This is a genomic window from Rhodococcus sp. HNM0563, assembly GCF_012726195.1.
In the GTDB taxonomy this organism is placed as follows: Bacteria; Actinomycetota; Actinomycetes; order Mycobacteriales; family Mycobacteriaceae; genus Rhodococcus.
Genome location: NZ_JAASAF010000016.1, coordinates 1 through 16,583, shown reverse-complemented (window position 1 = coordinate 16,583; position 16,583 = coordinate 1). Strand labels below are relative to the sequence as shown.

Sequence of the window (16,583 nt, the reverse complement as noted above, 5' to 3'; positions counted from 1 at the left end):
GTACCAGGCGATTGCCAGTGGCGAGAATGCGCTATTCAGACAATTCGTCGCCGGACTCGATCCGGAATCCGATCTTGAGCGTAACTTGCGTGTGCGCGACAGCACCATCATCGATGTGACCACGCGTGTTGACCACTTCGAACCATTCCAGGTGGCGCGTCGTCTCCCCGGCCCGCGCGACAGCCTTGGCGATCGCGTCGTCCACCCCGGTCGTCGACGACCCGACGACCTCGATCACTCGGTACACATGGCTCATGGCGCGCTCCTCACGTATCGGCACAGGGCATGGCAATGCCCTGCTCCGGATACTGCCCGCCTCGACCCGACTTCGCGCCGGAACGGCAATCTCCACCACCCCGAGCGAATTACGCTCACGCCTTCCTGGCAAGCTCGCGTGCCAGCACCCCGAGCCGGGCCAGACGCAGGTCACCGAGCGGAATCGCCCCGGCGCCGAGCCGGTTGGTGGTGAACGCGATCGACAGGCCCGAGTCGAGGTCGGCGAATGCTCCCGAACCACCCACTCCGTAGTGTCCGAGTGCGCCTCGCGGACGCTCGGTGCTCGCGAACACGGGTTGGTGGTATCCGAGTCGCCACGCCATCGGGACACCGAGGACGTAGTCGCGGCCGCGGCGACGCACCTTGTTCATCTCGGCGATCGTCCCGGGATCGAGGAAACGCCTGCCGTCGAGTACGCCACCGGCAGCAATCGCCCCGTACATCCGTGCAAGCGCACGCGCTGTGAAGACCCCGTTCCAGCCGGGCATGACGGAATCGTGGACTGCCGGGTCACGGACGAGTTCGTCGAAACCGTCGGGCATCGCCGCTTCCGCGAGCCCACTGGTCGGTCCGATCCTCGACAACACAGAGGCGCTCATTCCCCAGTTCAAGCCCATCGGATTGATCCGCGGAAACAGCGGTGCGATGCGGTGCCGTTCACCGGGAGGAACCCGATACCAGAAGTCGCCGATACCCAGCGGTTCGGCTATCTCGGCTTCGACCACGTCGACGAACGGTTTTCCGGTGACCCGCGCAGCGATCTCCGCGACCAGCCAGCCGTAGGTCACAGCGTGGTAGCCCGAACCGCGATGACGACGCTTGTCCGGGCGCGCCGCCGCGAGCGCGGCGACCGTCCGGTCGTAGTCGAGGATTCCGCGGGTGCCCGGTACGAGTCCGCGCACACGGTGCAGACCGGCACTGTGGGTCATCACGTCGGCGACGGTGATGGAACCTTTGCCGCCCGCCGCGAACTCCGGCCAGTACTGCGCTACCGGTGCGAAGTAGTCGATCAGACCGCGCTCGGCGAGTCTGTGCACGACGGTCGAGGCCACACCCTTACCTGTGGAGAACGACAACGTCATCGTGTCGCGGCTCCACCGCCGGTTGCGCTCGGCCCAACCCGCCCAGATGTCGAGCACCTTCTCACCGTGCAGATATGCAGTGAGTGCTCCGCCGCCGTGCTGCGGCTCCTTGTAGAGAGCGAAGAATCGGTCTGCGAGCGGGAGGAACCTCGGGTCGACGTGCATGGCGGTCGGGGGCAGTTCTCGGACACTCTGTCCTGGTGAAACCTGGCCCCGGTCGATCGTCTGGACGCTCATGGGCACCTCCGCTCGAATGTTTCCGACACGCTACGTGGCGGAACGAGTCCGGGGAAGGCCTTACATACTCATTGCAGGTACAGATTCACTGCCGGTACAGACGAGTCCTCCGCGACTACGGCGTCGTCGTGTACCGCAAGGACCCGTACACGAAGCAGCCCTGGCCGGTCGTGAGGTTCGCCGCAAGCGCCATCTCGCCCACGCACAGGACCGGGTCGGTCGCGTCGCCGATGAAAGCCTGCGAACCCGGACCTGTCGCCACCACAGCGGTACCCGGCTGATCGAGCACACCGAGTGCGAGCGACTCGGCGCCGACCCCGACGGCAGCGAGCAGTCCTCCGGCGCTCTCGGCAGCTCCGACACCGCCATCGAGACCGGCTGCGCCAACCCTCGAGTCCCCGCGGGAATCGGCAAATCCCACTCCGCCGCCTCCGTAACTCCACGCCCCTCCGGGACCCTCGGTGTTCGCGCCGCACGCGTCGGTTCCGACAACCGCGCTGGATTCTGTCGGGGCACCGGGAGGCGCCGAACAGGTCAGCGACTGCGCAGGCGCCGCAGCCAGCAGTGCACCGCCGAGTGCCGCAGCCAACGCCGCACCGACCACCGACAATCGGCCCGACACCTTCATCCAGGTCACGCCTGCGGCCCTCCAAACGATCAGAACGACTACCCTCGAGTAACAGTCTAGGGAGACATCCTCTGTCACGCTCCACAGTGAGATAACGGCAGAATCTCGGTCAGGTGTTGTTCCCGGAGCTCTTCCCGCTGTTCAGCTCCCGGTCACGGCTCGGTTGCACGCGCTTCGGTTCGCCCGGCATCTTGGGATGATTCGGCGGATAGGGCAGGTCGCCGAGTCCAGCAGCCTCGTCACGGTCGGCCATCTCGAGCAGAACATCGATCGACTGCGCGGCGGCATCGAGATCCGACATCGGATCGGGTCGCCTCGCCAGCAGTTCGGGCACCGTCGCGATCGTGAAATCGTCCGGTTCCGCGTCGGCGAGTTCATTCCACGTCAGCGGCGTCGACACCGTCGCAATCGGTGTTCGCCGCACCGAATATGCCGACGCGATGGTCTTGTCGCGCGCGTTCTGATTGAAGTCGAGGAAGATCCGCTCGCCACGCTCCTCCTTCCACCAGGCGGTCGTCGCGCGGTCACCACTGCGCCGCTCCACCTCGCGCATCAGCGCGATCCCGGCACGACGCACCCCGACGAAGTCCCACTCTGGGACGATCCGCAGATAGATATGGATGCCGCGACCGCCCGACGTCTTCGGGAAACCCTTCAGTCCGAGTTCGTCGAGCAGCGGCCGGACCACGTCGAGCGCGACCGTACGCGCATCACCGAAATCCGTGCCCGGTTGTGGGTCGAGGTCGATCCGGAGTTCATCGGGCCTGTCCGTGTCGCCGCAGCGCACAGCCCAGGGATGGAATGTCACGCACCCCAGATTGGCCGCCCACACCACATCCGCGGCCGAACGCACTCGCAGGGCATCGGCCTTGCGTCCGGACGGAAAGGTGATCTCACACGTCGCGACGTGGTCGGGTCGCTTCGCGGGTGCACGCTTCTGATAGATCTCCTCACCCTCCACACCGTCGGGAAAGCGCTGCAGATGGGTGGGCCGGTCCCGGAGCGCATCGAGGAGCGGCGAGCCCATGCTCGTCGTGATCGCCCGGTAGTACTCGACGAGGTGACGTTTGGTGCCGCCCTCCGCGCCGAGCCTGGGAAAGTAGATCTTGTCCGGGTTGGACAGCCGTACGGGCACACCGTCGACGTCGAGTTCTTCCGCAGGTGATCGTTTCGCAGTCGCCACCGTCAGTTCTCCGTCCGGTCCAGTACATCGGCGAGGTCGTAACGCACGGGCACCTCGAGTTGGTCGTACGTGCAACTCTGCGGGTCCCGATCGGGTCGCCAGCGCAGGAATCTGGCCGCGTGCCGGAAACGCATCGCAGTCTCCGGACTCCCCTCCATCTGGTCGTACGCGACCTCGAGCACCCGTTCCGGACGCAAGGGGACCCAGCTGCGGTCGGCCGCTGAACGCCACCTCGTCTGTTCACCCTCAGCGACCACGTCGTCGCCCACCCGTAGCGGTTGCAACTCGGCGAGCAGCTCCTGACGCCTGACCGTGGTGAATGCGGAGGCGCCTCCGACCATCACGAGTTCACCGTCGTGGTAGAGCCCCAGCAACAGTGAGCCCACCCCGTCGACGCTCTTGTGCTTGCGGTAGCCGATGAGCACGCAGTCTGCGGTCCGGGCATGCTTGAGCTTGATCATGTCGCGTTTGTCGGGACGGTATGTCCCGTCGAGTTCCTTCGCGACCACACCGTCGAGGCCTGCGCCTTCGAATTGTTCGAACCATCGCATCGCGGTCTCCGGGTCAGTGGTCGCCGCGGTCACATGGCAGCTCGGGCCCCCACCGACGGCCCGCTGCAGCCGCGCACGACGTTCGGCGAACGGTTCTTCCATGAGATTGTCGTCGCCGAGAGCCAGCACATCGAACCCGATGAACTGCGAGGGAGTTTGTTCCGCGAGCATCGCGACACGGCTCGCCGCCGGATGGATCCTCTCCGAGAGCGCCTGCCAGTCCAAGCGAGTATGCCCGTCGCGTTCACGCGGTACGACGATCTCGCCGTCCACCACACAGCGCTCGGGGAGTTCGGCGCGCACCCGTTCGACGAGCTCCGGGAAATATCTGGCGAGGTCCTTACCACCACGCGACGCGAATACGACCTCGTCGCCATCACGGAACACTATGGCGCGGAAGCCGTCCCACTTCGGCTCGTACGACCACTGCGCCGCACCCGAATCCGGTTGCTCCGGCACCTTCGACGAGGCCTTCGCCAACATGGGCGCTATCGGCGGTACGACGGGCAGATCCATGATTCTCATCGTTGCATCCGGATGCGCTGCGCGTGCCGGTTGCAACCGATCGACCTCTTCGTCGACCCATTTCACAACGGCAGCAGAAAGCCCGTGAACTCGATCACACCGATTCTGTTTCGTGAGGTCGGAGAGGGCGTTCGGCAACCGTGGCGCGAAGCGAATGATCCAATTCCGTATTCTGTGCAGCCATGATCACTCTTCGCCGTGCGGCCGGCCTTGCTGTCGCAGCCGTTGCCGCAGTGTCGTTGGTCGCCGGCTGTTCCGACGATGTGGAGCTCCGAGCCGTGCCCGAAGCCGGCTCGTCGGCGACGGAATCGTCGACCTCGCCGAGTTCCTCGCGCACGACAACTTCGGCTCCGACCACCTCGGAGAGCCCGTCTGCGTCCGATCTCGATCTGGAGATCGACGCCGAAATCGGCGATTGCGTCCTGCTCGGCGGCACCGTCGACGACGCCACGATCGAGGAAGCAACCTGCGGCAGCGACGACTCCAATTACCTCGTCGTCGACATCGTGACGACGAGCGACGAGTGCAATTCCGACCAGTCCTACTACGAGTCCATCCGCGGCAACGAGCTGGGCGCGCTGTGCCTCGATATCGACTGGCAGGTCGACGGTTGTATGGATCTCGGCGGTGAAGACCCCAAACGGATCGACTGTTCGGAGACGGCCATCGAGGGCGAGAAGGTCACCGAGATCCTCGAAGGCACCACCGACGTCAACGAATGCTCCATCTCCGACAGCGGGTTCGTCTACGAGGAGCGAGAGATGGTCGTGTGCGCTGACTCGTTCTGAGTCGCTTCCGACAGCCACGTTCTGAGTCGCTTCCGACAGACACGTTCCGAGTCGTCCGCCGGGCAGTCCCGACTCGCCCGCGGCCGGACTTGTCGGTGCCGGCAGACACAATGCCGGATGAACCACCGACCATGTCCATCGAACGGATAGGGGAACTGCCTGTGACGCCCTGGCCCGACCTACCCCTTTGCGCGTTCGACCTCGAGACGACAGATCGCGACCCGAGGGCGGCCCGCATCGTCAGCGCGTGTGTCGCGACTTTCGACGGGGAACGCATCCACTCGCGCACGTGGCTGCTCGATCCCGGCATCCCTATTCCCGCCGAGACCATCGCCATCCACGGCATCACCGACGAACGCGCCCGGGCCGAAGGCATGGATTACCGGGCCGGTTATCTCGAGATCCGCGAGGCGCTGCTCGAGGCGTGGCGCCGGGGGCACATCGTCGTCGCATTCAACGCGAGCTACGACCTGACGGTGATGGACGCCGAAGGGAAACGCCTCGGACTACCCACCCTCGAGTTCGGGCTCGTCGCAGATCCGTACGTCATCGACCGGGAAATGGACCGCGGGCGGTCGGGAAAGCGCACGCTCGCGGCGGTGTGCGACGCATACGGGGTGACGTTGTCGTGCGCGCACGAAGCCCAGGCCGATGCACTCGCCGCCGGTCACCTCGTTCGCGCGCTCGTCGCTCGCTTTCCACAGCTCGCAGACCTCGACATCATGGCCGATCAGGCCGCGTGGCATGCCGAGCGGCAACGGAATTTCGCCGTGTATCTGGAAAGCCTCGGCCGCGACTCCACCGACGTCGACGGCGGTTGGCCGTTACGCGGAGCGTCGAGCGTCGACGTGCTCGAACGCCCCGCGAGTACCGTCGCCGAGCCGTGGACGACGCGACTTCGGCGACGTGCGCGGGCGTTCTTCGAGCGGTTTCGGCACAGGTAGGGGTTTCGGCTAGATCCCTCGTCCCGGGTTGAGGATCGAGGTCGGGTCGAACGCAGCCTTCACCTTGCTCATCAGTTCGCGTTCCACCGACCCGACCATCTGCTCGAGGTACGGCTTCTTGAGGACCCCGATGCCGTGCTCGCCGCTGATCGATCCACCGAGTTCCAGGCATTCCGCCACCATGTCGTCGAATGCCAGCCGTGCGCGGCGGGTGTGATCGTCGTCGGCTGCGTCGAACACGATGGTGGGGTGCAGATTGCCGTCGGCGGCATGTCCGAACGTACCGATCACGAGGCTGTGTTTCTCAGCGATCCGCTCGATCGCCGACAGCATCTCGGGCAACCGTGGAACCGGAACCGCGAGATCGTCGAGCAGGGTGCTGCCCTGGCGTTCGAGGGCGGTCAACGCGACGCGGCGCGCATGCATGAACTCCTCACCCTCGACCGGGTCGTCGGTGTCGTACACCTCGGTTGCGCCGATCTCGGTACACACGGTGGCACACGTCTGGGCCTCGGCACCGGCTTCTCTGCCGTCGCACTGGATGAGCAGGAGCGCGCCCGCTGATTCGTCGAGTCCCATGTGCGTCATCTCGTTGACCGCGGTGATCGTCGTGCGGTCCATCAGCTCGAGCAGACACGGTTCGGCGCGGTCGCGGATCGCGAGCACCGCGTCGACGGCCTGCGCTGTGGACGGAAATGCGGCCACGACCGTCGAGGCCGCGGTCGGCGCCGCCCTGAGCCGCATGGTGGCCTCGACGATGACGGCGAGTGTCCCCTCCGACCCGACGAGCAGCTGTGTCAGGTTGAGCCCGGCGACATTTTTTCTGGTCACTGCGCCGGTATGGATGATGCGTCCGTCGGCGAGTACCGCTTTGATCCTGGCCACATGATCGGCGGTGACGCCGTACTTCGCGCAGCACGTGCCACCCGCGTTCGTGGCGAGATTGCCACCGATGGTCGAGATCGCCCGGCTTCCGGGGTCCGGCACGTACCAGAGTCCGTGTTCGGCGACTGCGGCTGCCAGGTCGCCGTTGATCACGCCCGGCTGCACGGTCGCGGTCCGCGCGGACGTGTCGATATGGAGAATCTCGTTCAGCTTCTCGACGCTGAGCACGATGCATCCGTCGAGCGCGTTCGCGGCGCCTGCCAGCCCGGTGCCCGCGCCGCGTGTCACCACGGGCACGCCGTGCCGGTGGGCCCACTTCATCGTTTCGACCACGTCGTCGGTGTCGCGGGCCCGCACGAGTGCCAGGGGGATTCCGGCCTCGGTCAGCAGCGACTGGTCGCGCCGGTAGGCGAGCATCCGATCCGGGTCGGTGACGAGTGCGTCCCCGAGTGAGTCGTAGAGATCTTCGATGTTCACGGAGCGAGGCATTCACAGATTGTCAGACAAGTAAACTGGACAGTCAAGGACTGGGGTGTTGCAGCGTGGAAGAATCGCGCACCGATCGGCAGCGGAGCGGAGGAGCGGAAATGGCCGGACGAGTCAGAACTCTGTCGATCATCGACGCCCTCACCGAGGAACTGCGGGGGCGGTTGTTCTCCGGCGAGCTCGCGCACGACGACACGCTGACCGAAGCCGAAGTCGCACGGGTGTACGAGGTAGCACGGCCGACTGCGAAAGCAGCCATCGAGAAGCTCGTCGGTGAGGGTCTCCTCCAGCGCAGCGCCCACAAGACCGCGCGCGTACCGAAGCTGGGGCCCGACGACGTCCGCGACATCTATTGCACCCGCGCGCACCTCGAGTCCACAGCGCTGCGCTATCTGGCGCAGCGCGCACATGTTCCCGACTCTGCTGTCACCGCCAACGAGGCGATCTCCGCGATGACCGACAACGCACCGCTCGCGATCGTCGAACCCGATATGCGCTTCCATACCTCACTGGTGGAGGCGATGGGGAGCCCTCGGACGAGCAGAATGTTCGGTTCGCTCGTCTCCGAGGTGCGGTTGTGCATGGTCCAGGTTCAGGGCCAGCATCTGCTGACCACGGGGAGCATCGCCGCCGAACACCGGCAGATACTCGATGCGGTGGCCTCCGGAAACGGCGAGCTCGCGGTCTCGATCCTCGCCGACCACCTGGGACGAGCGCGTGAACGCCTCGTCGCGGCGGTCGGTGGCGTCCCCGGCCCGGAGGCCGAACTCCCCGAGCCGGTGTGACGCACTCGCCACCGGCGGCGGAAAACCACTTGTCCTTTCAGAGCAACAGCCCTCGACGACGCGCCTCCACGACCGCTTCGTGACGACCGTGCACCTCGAGTTTGGCCAGAATATTGCGCACGTAGCTCTTCACGGTCTCCGGACTCAAGGACAGCCGCTCAGCGATCTCGGCGTTGCGGCACCCCAGGGCGACATACCCCAGCACGTCCCGTTCACGCGGGGTCAACCGGACGGCCGTTACCGGCTCACCGGCGCTACCGAGAGCCCGCAACCTGCCTTCGATCCCTCTCAACCGTGATTCCAGGTCGGAATCGTTCGTCAACGCCGCAATTTCGCGCAGCTCCAGATAGGTTTCTGTGATCGTGTCGGACACCGTGCGTGGTATCCGGTCACCGTGTTCCGGCTCGACGCCGTCTCCAATGTTGCCGAGCAGCGCCACCCGACGATCGACTTCGTCGCGGATCTCGATCTCCCGCGCCAGCGCACGGGCCGACTGCACGATCCGGTCGGTGACGGCGTCTCCGATGGATCGGGGTGTCCGGAGACCGCCGTACATCGCGGCGCGGGTCTTCCCGCGCACTACGACAGGTACCGCCAGCAGCGACTCGATCCCTTCACCCGCGACCGGCTTGTCGTAGTCATGGGTGATGCGCGGTGAGGTGAAGTAATCGGCGACCGAGCCTGGACGCTGCTCTGCGATCGCCCGGCCACCGAGTCCTCGTTCGGAACTGATCACGAGGTTACGGAGGAAGCGCCCACGAGTTCCGACGTACCCGGACAACACCAGGTCGGCGCCGTCGACGGTACCTCCGAACAGAATGGGAAGGTCCGTCACCTGCTTCAGCGACCGCAATTCGGCGCGAAGCGTGTCGACGTCACTCGGCCGAAGCAGATCGGCCCGATTCGCAGCACTCACTGGTCGGTTCTCCTCCTCCGAACACCCTCTTTCTAGGGTAGCGACGCCGATTCCGTGATTCGTAGCCTCGACGGCGTCCGGTGTTGCGACGATCACACGCGACGCCGCCTTTCCCGATGACCCCGGAGGTTTCCGTGCCCACCGCACTCGACAGCTCTGCCGCGACCGCCAACCACAGCCAGCTCACCCCGCTGCGCTTCCTCGAGCGTTCGGCGTCGGTGTTTCCCGATCGCACCGCCATCATCTACGGCGACCGTCGGTACACATACGCGGAGTTCGCCGACGAGACCCAACGCCTTGCCCGGGTCCTGAGGAGCCGAATCAAGCCCGGCGACCGGGTGGCCTACCTGACGCCGAACGTGCCCGAGACTCTCATCGCACATTTCGCAGTGCCGCTTGCCGGCGGGGTGCTCATCGCGCTGAACTCCCGGCTCGCCGGTCCGGAACTCGACTACATCCTGGGTCATGCGGAGGCGTCGCTGCTCTTCGTCGATTCCGAGTTCGTCGGCTCGCTCACCGGCGTCGATGTCCCGACGCTCACCGACATCGTCGAAATCCCTGATTCGACGGTGCCGGCGCCCGAGGTTCCTTCCGGTGTGATCACCGCGCGCTACGACGAGTTCCTCGCGCTCGCCGATTCGCTCGACGACAGCCCGCTGCCGTGGAGCGTCGACGACGAACTCGGCGTCATCACGCTCAACTACACGTCGGGTACGACCGGGAAGCCGAAGGGAGTGATGTACTCGCACCGCGGCGCCTACCTCAACTCGCTCGGCGAGACCTTCCACAACGGGTTCACCGGACAGAGCAAATACCTGTGGACGCTGCCGATGTTCCATTGCAACGGCTGGTGCACGCCGTGGGCGGTCACCGCGGCGGGCGGCACTCATATCTGCCTGCGGGCGGTGCGCGCCGACGCCATCTGGGACGCCATCGACAACTTGGGGGTGACCAACCTGTGCGGTGCTCCCGCGGTGTGCTCGACCATCGCGAACGCCGAGCAGGCGCACCCCCTCGACCGCCCGTTGCACATCACCACCGCGGGTGCACCACCGTCCCCGACCGTGATCGCACAACTCGAACAGATGGGCATCACCGTCGTGCACGTCTACGGCCTGACCGAGGTGTACGGCCCGTACACGATCTGCGAGTACCAGGATTCGTGGGACGACAAGACAGGTGACGAACGCGCCGCACTGTTGTCCAGGCAGGGTGTCGGGATGCTGCAGGCCGAAACGGCCCGCATCGTCGACGACAACATGAACGACGTTCCGGCCGACGCCGAGACCATGGGCGAGATCGTGCTGCGCGGCAACAACGTCATGCTCGGTTACTACAAGGATCCCGATGCCACCGCCGAGGCATTCGCCGGCGGCTGGTTCCACACCGGCGACCTCGGTGTGATGCACCCGGACGGGTATATCCAGCTCAAGGACCGCGCCAAGGACATCATCATCTCCGGTGGCGAGAACATCTCGACGGTCGAGGTAGAACAGGCGATCATGGCGCACCCCGCGGTGATCGACGTCGCCGTGGTCGGTGTTCCCGACGAGAAGTGGGGTGAACGGCCGAAGGCGTTCGTGATCTTGAAGAAGGAACAGTCTGTCACCGCGGACGACCTCATCGCCCACACCCGCAGCCTGCTGGCGGGCTACAAGGTCCCCCGTGACATCGTCTTCCCGCTCGAACTGCCGCGCACCTCGACCGGCAAGATTCTCAAGTTCGAACTGCGTGCGACGGAAACTCCGAGGTCTTGACGTGGCGAGGGTTCGGACCTTGGATACTCGGTAACCATGACGCACGGATCGACTCCCACTCGTCGCACCGAGGCGGCGGGGCCCGATCCCGCCCAGTTCCGGGTGCACGTAGTTGCCCAGGCAATCAGGCTGTTCTCGCAGCACGGCTACGAATCGACGACCGTCGAGCAGATCGCTGCGGCGGCGGGAGTCTCGCGTCGCACGTTCTTCCGGCAGTTCCGCTCCAAAGAGGACGTGATCTTCGCCGACCACGAGTCGCTGCTCGAACAGGTGTCGGAATACCTGTCGCGCGACTTCGACGACCCGTGGGTTGCCGCCTGCGATGCTGCGCAACTCGTGTTCGGTTACTTCCGCGACCGGCGCGACCTGTCGGTGTGGCGGTACCGGGTGGTGCAGCGGGTGCCCGCACTGCGCGATCGCGAACTCGTGACGACCTACCGCTACGAGCGGTTGTTCACCGAGTTCCTGCGCCAGGCGGTGCCGGGCGAGAAGCCCATCCGGATCGTGAGCTTCGCCGCCGCGGTGACGTCGGCGCACAACTTCCTGTTGAGGGCGATGATCCGCGGCGACGACACCGCGACCGCGGAGGTCCTCGATCGGGAGTTGTACGACATCAGGCGCACGTTCGGCGTCGTTCCGGGTGCAGACTCGCCCTCCACCACCGAGGCACCACGTGCCGTGATGGTGGTGACTTATCCCGCGGGAACGTCGCCGACCGAGATCGCCGAAGAAGTCCGGCGCACACTCGGCGCATAGCGACTACTCGCTACCCTGAGCCACCCTCACCATTGACCTGGCACTCAGTGCCGTGGTTAAAATTGGACGATTCTGCGACGTTGCGCCGTCAGCTCAGATACTGTAGGCGCAGATACACCCTCTGAAATGGCACCGCGTGCCGATAGGAGTTCCGATCCCATGGCCCTCAACGCCGATTTCGATCTATTCAAGCTCAGCGAAGAACACGACGCCCTGCGCGAGGCGATCCGCGCACTCTCCGAGAAGGAGATCGCGCCTCACGCGAAGGATGTCGACGAGAACTCCCGCTTCCCGCAGGAGGCGCTCGACGCACTCAACAAGTCCGGCTTCAATGCCATCCACGTCCCCGAGCAGTTCGAGGGCCAGGGCGCCGACTCCATCGCCGCGTGCATCGTGATCGAGGAAGTCGCCCGCGTGTGCGGGTCCTCGTCGCTGATCCCGGCCGTCAACAAGCTCGGCACCATGGGCCTGATCCTGCGCGGCTCCGACGAGCTCAAGGCCAAGGTCCTGCCGGACATCGTCAACGGAGCGATGGCGTCGTATGCGCTGTCCGAGCGTGAGGCCGGCTCCGACGCCGCGTCGATGCGCACCCGCGCGAAGGCGGACGGCGACGACTGGATCCTCAACGGTTCCAAGTGCTGGATCACCAACGGAGGCAAGTCCACCTGGTACACGGTCATGGCGGTGACCGATCCCGACAAGGGCGCCAACGGCATCTCGTCGTTCATGGTCCACAAGGACGACGAAGGCTTCGTCGTCGGGCCCAAGGAGAAGAAACTCGGCATCAAGGGCTCGCCCACCGCCGAGCTGTACTTCGAGAACTGCCGCATCCCCGGCGACCGCATCGTCGGCGAGCCCGGCACCGGCTTCAAGACGGCTCTCGCGACCCTCGACCACACGCGTCCCACCATCGGCGCACAGGCCGTCGGGCTCGCCCAGGGTGCGCTCGACGCCGCGATCACCTACGTCAAGGATCGCAAGCAGTTCGGACGTCCGATCTCCGACAACCAGGGTGTGCAGTTCATGCTCGCCGACATGGCCATGAAGGTCGAGGCCGCCCGCCTGATGGTCTACACCTCGGCCGCGCGCGCCGAGCGCGGCGAAGGCAACCTCGGCTTCATCTCGGCCGCTGCCAAGTGCTTCGCGTCGGATGTCGCCATGGAGGTCACCACCGATGCGGTGCAGCTGTTCGGTGGCGCCGGCTACACCACGGACTTCCCGGTCGAGCGAATGATGCGCGACGCCAAGATCACCCAGATCTACGAGGGCACCAACCAGATCCAGCGCGTCGTCATGTCGCGAGCACTGCTTCGCTGACCACGCTCGGATACGGTCTTAGTCGAGAATCCCTCATCGATCAGGAGTTTGTGTAGTGGCAATCGAAAAGGTAGGCGTTATCGGCGGCGGCACCATGGGTGCCGGCATCGCAGAGGTCTGCGCCAAGGCCGGTAGCGACGTGCTCGTCAAAGAGACGACCGAGCAGTTCGCCGAGGCCGCACGTGAGCGTCTCGCGAAGTCGATCGGTCGCGGCGTGAAGTCCGGCAAGATCACCCAGGAGGACGCAGACGCAGTCCTCGCCCGCATCAAGGTCACGCTCGACATGAGCGAGTTCGCCGACCGCGACCTCGTCATCGAGGCCGCACCCGAGATCGAGTCCCTGAAAGTCGAGATCTTCGCCGAGCTCGACAAGGTCGTCAAGCCCGAGGGCATTCTCGCGACCAACACATCGTCGATCCCCGTCATCAAGATGGCGCAGGCGACGCAGCGTCCCGGCCAGGTCGTCGGCGTCCACTTCTTCAACCCGGTGCCGGTGATGCCTCTCGTCGAGGTCATCTCCGCGCTGACCACCGATGAGGCCGCAGCCGACACGGTGTTCGACTACGCAAAGAACACCCTCGGCAAGACTGCGGTGCGCGCCGGTGACCGCGCAGGCTTCATCGTCAACGCGCTGCTCATCCCGTACCTGTGCGACGCGGTGCGGATGCTCGAGTCCGGTTACGCGACAAAGGAAGACATCGACGCCGCGATGAAGGGCGGCTGCGGCTACCCGATGGGTCCGCTGACGTTGCTCGACACCGTCGGTCTCGATATCGCCCTCAACGCCGCGCAGTCGTTGTACGACGAGTTCGCTCAGCCGAACTACGCTCCGCCGGCGCTGTTGCGTCGCATGGTCGAGGCGGGCCGCTTGGGCCGCAAGACCGGTGAGGGCTTCTACAGCTACAAGTAGTCCCAGCAGTACAGTCGAGCCCTGTCGGTCCTCCGGGACCGGCAGGGCTCGATCTTTTTCCGCCCCTTCATATCTCATGCACATATACAACCGGAACGGTCAGATGCGACCGAACGAACCGTTGTATCCGTCCGAAACCATTGCGGGGTCCACGATCAGGGCCTCAGAACCCTCCACCCACTCTGCTATCGTCACAACCCAGGCACATCGGGGGATTCTGTCGGGGGGACAGTTGTGACGTTGCAGGTAGATCCACACGCGCTTCGCGCGTTCGCCTCATCGGTGAGTGGCGCAGCAGATGCGATCGGGGAATGGGACACCAGCACCCCGTACGCACACTCGCACGCAGCACTTCCCGGCACAGGATTCAGTGAGGCAAGTACACGCGGCCACCTCGCTACGGCCCAAGCACTGGCCAACATCCGCCAGCGCCTCCTCGAAGTCACCGACATCTCGAACGGAGCGGCAGACGACTACGAGATCGCCGAGGCCGACTTCGTCGCAGCACTCACGGCGATGGACCTGCCCCGGTGAGTCCCGGCGTCTCTGCCGTCGAAGCCTGGAACCCTGACGCTCTCCGGACAACTGCAGACGGGCTCGACACGATCGTCGACTCACTCGACGACCACATGAAGGGCCTCCTCAACGATCAGGATGCCCTCGCCGAACAGTGGAAAGGCGACGCCGCGAATGCCGCAGCCCTCCGTGTAATCCGAGAACGTTCCCTCGGCAGCGCTATCGCCGGGGCCCTCCTGCAGGTTGCCGACGCCTATCGCACCGGGGCACCGATCGTCGAAGGCGCCCGGATGCACGTCGCCGGGCTGGTGAGGGCGGCCGAATCCCAATCGTTCACCGTGCACGACAACGGCATCGTCGACGCAGCGAACCAGATCTCACTTCTTCGCGCGCTGCTGCCACCGGGCGCGACCTACGACACCGCATCCCTCCAGCTCGAACGCCAGGCCGCCGAGCTCAGTGTCGCGCTGGTCGACGTACTCCAACAGGCTGCGGCAGCCGCGGGCGACGTCACGGGTCGCATCAACAACGCAATCGCAATATTGGAGGACGCAGCCTCAGCTGCGACACCCGGAAAGGTCGTCCAGTCCGACCACGGTGAGTTCTCCTGGGTTCCGGACGTGCCCACCACCGTCGCCGCGTCCACGATCGGCGTCGTGACCGACGTGACCGACAAGGCAATGACGAGTGCTGCTATCGCGGCAGGCGACGACCTCGCAGCAGGAGTTGCGAAGGGACTCGGCCCATTCGCCGCGGTGCTCGGGACGATACCAGCGATCAACAACGATATCGAAGGTGGAATGGATCCCACCAAGGCTGTGATAACAGAAGGCGCAGGCGCCGTCGCCGGCCTCGGAGGAACATACATCGGCACAAAAGTGGGCGGAACCCTCGGCACGCTTATTGCACCAGGGGCAGGAACCGCTGTAGGGATCGTTGTCGGCGCGGCATTCGGCGGACTCGCAACGTGGTATTCCTCGAAAAAACTTCAGAAAGAGTGGGATTGATCCATGGAAGAATCCTTCCGAGAATGCGCTCAGGAGCACCGCAATGACTGAGTCGAGCCGCGGCACCAGCTCACCAGAATCCGGCAGCCACACTCGGGGTGACGGCCGCCCACTGTGGCCTCAACGGTTTCGCCCGGCAATGCTGATCGGGTCGGTAGCCACGTCCGCACTCGCGATACTCGGCATCCGCACTGTCGGGGAGAGCTGGCGGATCGAAGACCCATTGGTCACTGCAGGGTACTGTGGGGGTTCATTGTTGATGACGATGATTGCTCTGGGACTGCTGCGCGAAGCCGGATTTCGATACCTGGGTCTGTCGGGAAAAATTCGCACACTTCGCAACCCGTCGTATGGCAACGGGGTGTCGATTCCAACCACCAGCATACTGATTCCGTTTCTGATCATCTCACTCATCGCTGGCGCCTGTTACGGCGCCACCGCCTCCCTCGGCTGGTTCATAGGAGCAGAAGAAACACTCCTCCCGAACGGCCGGGACTCTCGAGCGGGTGCGATCTACATGGCTACTCTCGCCACGCTCGCAAGCACACTCGCACTGTTCCTGGCTTCGATCAGAATCAAAACCGTCGTGAGTATCTACAGCGGCGGTATCGAACGTTATTCCCATCGACGTATCCTGCTGTCCAACAAGGTATCCAGGATATTCGTGGAATGGGGAGACATCACGCATGTCGACGGGAGAATCATCGACTCGTTCCAGAACCCCGGTATCGACATCCACACCTCACCTGTGATCGAGAGAGAGGAACGGACGCCACACGACGAAGAGCACAAGATCGCACTCATGGCCCATGTACTCGTGACCGAACCGAACACCCTCTTCGCGCTGTTGAAACGCCTCCACGAGAACCCGGACGACCGAGCACTCGTCAGTGAAGCCGACGCCGCAGAGCTACTGCGACCTCCTACCCTGCGCCAACGCTTCCGAGCTGCGCGCGGCGGAATGTGTCAAGGCGTTTGAGTCCAACGGGAGTTAGGCCGCGGCCTGATCGGCGCCGGGTTGGTCAGGTTCGGCT

Annotated in this window: 17 protein-coding genes; 10 read left to right on the top strand and 7 right to left on the bottom strand. The window is 64.9% G+C overall.

The window, feature by feature from the left end; translation table 11 throughout:
• Window positions 1–31 precede the first annotated feature (31 nt).
• The 5 genes from HCA61_RS25265 to HCA61_RS25245 all read right to left on the bottom strand — a co-directional run bounded on the left by HCA61_RS25265 (window position 32) and on the right by HCA61_RS25245 (window position 4,473).
• The gene (locus HCA61_RS25265) at window positions 32–256 is read right to left on the bottom strand and encodes a dodecin (protein ID WP_169690943.1); all 225 of its coding nucleotides are present in this window, start codon (window positions 254–256) and stop codon (window positions 32–34) included.
• Window positions 257–371: 115 nt separating this feature from the next.
• Window positions 372–1,595 (bottom strand): serine hydrolase domain-containing protein, encoded by a 1,224-nt coding sequence (locus tag HCA61_RS25260; protein WP_169690942.1) that lies wholly within the window; start codon window positions 1,593–1,595, stop codon window positions 372–374.
• Between the two features lie 115 nt (window positions 1,596–1,710).
• On the bottom strand, window positions 1,711–2,223 hold the full coding sequence (locus HCA61_RS25255) for a DUF6764 family protein (RefSeq protein WP_169690984.1): 513 nt from the start codon (window positions 2,221–2,223) through the stop codon (window positions 1,711–1,713).
• Window positions 2,224–2,332: 109 nt separating this feature from the next.
• Window positions 2,333–3,406: a DNA polymerase domain-containing protein gene (locus HCA61_RS25250; RefSeq protein WP_169690941.1), complete on the bottom strand. Its 1,074-nt coding sequence runs from the start codon at window positions 3,404–3,406 to the stop codon at window positions 2,333–2,335.
• A 2-nt stretch (window positions 3,407–3,408) separates the two neighbouring features.
• A complete protein-coding gene (locus HCA61_RS25245; protein ID WP_169690940.1) occupies window positions 3,409–4,473 on the bottom strand; it encodes an ATP-dependent DNA ligase in 1,065 nt (354 codons plus the stop codon).
• Between the two features lie 191 nt (window positions 4,474–4,664).
• On the opposite strand from HCA61_RS25245, the gene HCA61_RS25240 reads away from it, so the two are divergent.
• Window positions 4,665–5,270: a hypothetical protein gene (locus HCA61_RS25240; protein WP_169690939.1), complete on the top strand. Its 606-nt coding sequence runs from the start codon at window positions 4,665–4,667 to the stop codon at window positions 5,268–5,270.
• A 161-nt stretch (window positions 5,271–5,431) separates the two neighbouring features.
• Window positions 5,432–6,214: a 3'-5' exonuclease gene (locus tag HCA61_RS25235; protein WP_169690938.1), complete on the top strand. Its 783-nt coding sequence runs from the start codon at window positions 5,432–5,434 to the stop codon at window positions 6,212–6,214.
• Window positions 6,215–6,223: 9 nt separating this feature from the next.
• Here the strand turns inward: HCA61_RS25235 and HCA61_RS25230 are convergent, their stop codons facing one another.
• The gene (locus HCA61_RS25230; RefSeq protein WP_169690937.1) at window positions 6,224–7,588 is read right to left on the bottom strand and encodes an FAD-linked oxidase C-terminal domain-containing protein; all 1,365 of its coding nucleotides are present in this window, start codon (window positions 7,586–7,588) and stop codon (window positions 6,224–6,226) included.
• A 98-nt stretch (window positions 7,589–7,686) separates the two neighbouring features.
• On the opposite strand from HCA61_RS25230, the gene HCA61_RS25225 reads away from it, so the two are divergent.
• On the top strand, window positions 7,687–8,370 hold the full coding sequence (locus HCA61_RS25225) for a GntR family transcriptional regulator (RefSeq protein ID WP_169690936.1): 684 nt from the start codon (window positions 7,687–7,689) through the stop codon (window positions 8,368–8,370).
• A gap of 37 nt (window positions 8,371–8,407) precedes the next feature.
• Here the strand turns inward: HCA61_RS25225 and HCA61_RS25220 are convergent, their stop codons facing one another.
• Window positions 8,408–9,286: a LuxR C-terminal-related transcriptional regulator gene (locus tag HCA61_RS25220; RefSeq protein WP_169690935.1), complete on the bottom strand. Its 879-nt coding sequence runs from the start codon at window positions 9,284–9,286 to the stop codon at window positions 8,408–8,410.
• Between the two features lie 116 nt (window positions 9,287–9,402).
• Here HCA61_RS25220 and HCA61_RS25215 point away from each other — a divergent pair, with 116 nt between their 5' ends.
• From HCA61_RS25215 to HCA61_RS25185, 7 genes are all read left to right on the top strand, one after another.
• Window positions 9,403–11,043 (top strand): acyl--CoA ligase family protein, encoded by a 1,641-nt coding sequence (locus tag HCA61_RS25215; RefSeq protein ID WP_169690934.1) that lies wholly within the window; start codon window positions 9,403–9,405, stop codon window positions 11,041–11,043.
• A 36-nt stretch (window positions 11,044–11,079) separates the two neighbouring features.
• Complete coding sequence (locus HCA61_RS25210) at window positions 11,080–11,799, top strand: TetR family transcriptional regulator (RefSeq protein ID WP_169690933.1); 720 nt, start codon at window positions 11,080–11,082, stop codon at window positions 11,797–11,799.
• 159 nt (window positions 11,800–11,958) lie between these two features.
• Window positions 11,959–13,116 (top strand): acyl-CoA dehydrogenase, encoded by a 1,158-nt coding sequence (locus HCA61_RS25205; RefSeq protein ID WP_169690932.1) that lies wholly within the window; start codon window positions 11,959–11,961, stop codon window positions 13,114–13,116.
• 61 nt (window positions 13,117–13,177) lie between these two features.
• Window positions 13,178–14,026, top strand: a complete 849-nt coding sequence (locus tag HCA61_RS25200) for a 3-hydroxybutyryl-CoA dehydrogenase (RefSeq protein ID WP_169690983.1) — start codon at window positions 13,178–13,180, stop codon at window positions 14,024–14,026.
• A gap of 234 nt (window positions 14,027–14,260) precedes the next feature.
• The gene (locus HCA61_RS25195; RefSeq protein WP_247274070.1) at window positions 14,261–14,560 is read left to right on the top strand and encodes a hypothetical protein; all 300 of its coding nucleotides are present in this window, start codon (window positions 14,261–14,263) and stop codon (window positions 14,558–14,560) included.
• Window positions 14,557–15,549, top strand: a complete 993-nt coding sequence (locus HCA61_RS25190) for a hypothetical protein (RefSeq protein ID WP_169690931.1) — start codon at window positions 14,557–14,559, stop codon at window positions 15,547–15,549. The genes HCA61_RS25195 and HCA61_RS25190 overlap by 4 nt, the downstream gene beginning before the upstream one ends.
• On the top strand, window positions 15,479–16,528 hold the full coding sequence (locus HCA61_RS25185) for a hypothetical protein (RefSeq protein WP_206040584.1): 1,050 nt from the start codon (window positions 15,479–15,481) through the stop codon (window positions 16,526–16,528). Before HCA61_RS25190 ends, HCA61_RS25185 begins: the two co-directional genes overlap by 71 nt.
• The last annotated feature ends 55 nt before the right edge of the window (window positions 16,529–16,583 follow it).

Coding starts and splice junctions, on each gene's coding strand:
- HCA61_RS25265 (WP_169690943.1), bottom strand. CDS start 256: ATGAGCCATGTGTACCGAGTGATCGAGGTCGTCGGGTCGTCGACGACC.
- HCA61_RS25260 (WP_169690942.1), bottom strand. CDS start 1,595: ATGAGCGTCCAGACGATCGACCGGGGCCAGGTTTCACCAGGACAGAGT.
- HCA61_RS25255 (WP_169690984.1), bottom strand. CDS start 2,223: ATGAAGGTGTCGGGCCGATTGTCGGTGGTCGGTGCGGCGTTGGCTGCG.
- HCA61_RS25245 (WP_169690940.1), bottom strand. CDS start 4,473: ATGGATCTGCCCGTCGTACCGCCGATAGCGCCCATGTTGGCGAAGGCC.
- HCA61_RS25240 (WP_169690939.1), top strand. CDS start 4,665: ATGATCACTCTTCGCCGTGCGGCCGGCCTTGCTGTCGCAGCCGTTGCC.
- HCA61_RS25230 (WP_169690937.1), bottom strand. CDS start 7,588: ATGCCTCGCTCCGTGAACATCGAAGATCTCTACGACTCACTCGGGGAC.
- HCA61_RS25225 (WP_169690936.1), top strand. CDS start 7,687: ATGGCCGGACGAGTCAGAACTCTGTCGATCATCGACGCCCTCACCGAG.
- HCA61_RS25215 (WP_169690934.1), top strand. CDS start 9,403: ATGACCCCGGAGGTTTCCGTGCCCACCGCACTCGACAGCTCTGCCGCG.
- HCA61_RS25210 (WP_169690933.1), top strand. CDS start 11,080: ATGACGCACGGATCGACTCCCACTCGTCGCACCGAGGCGGCGGGGCCC.
- HCA61_RS25205 (WP_169690932.1), top strand. CDS start 11,959: ATGGCCCTCAACGCCGATTTCGATCTATTCAAGCTCAGCGAAGAACAC.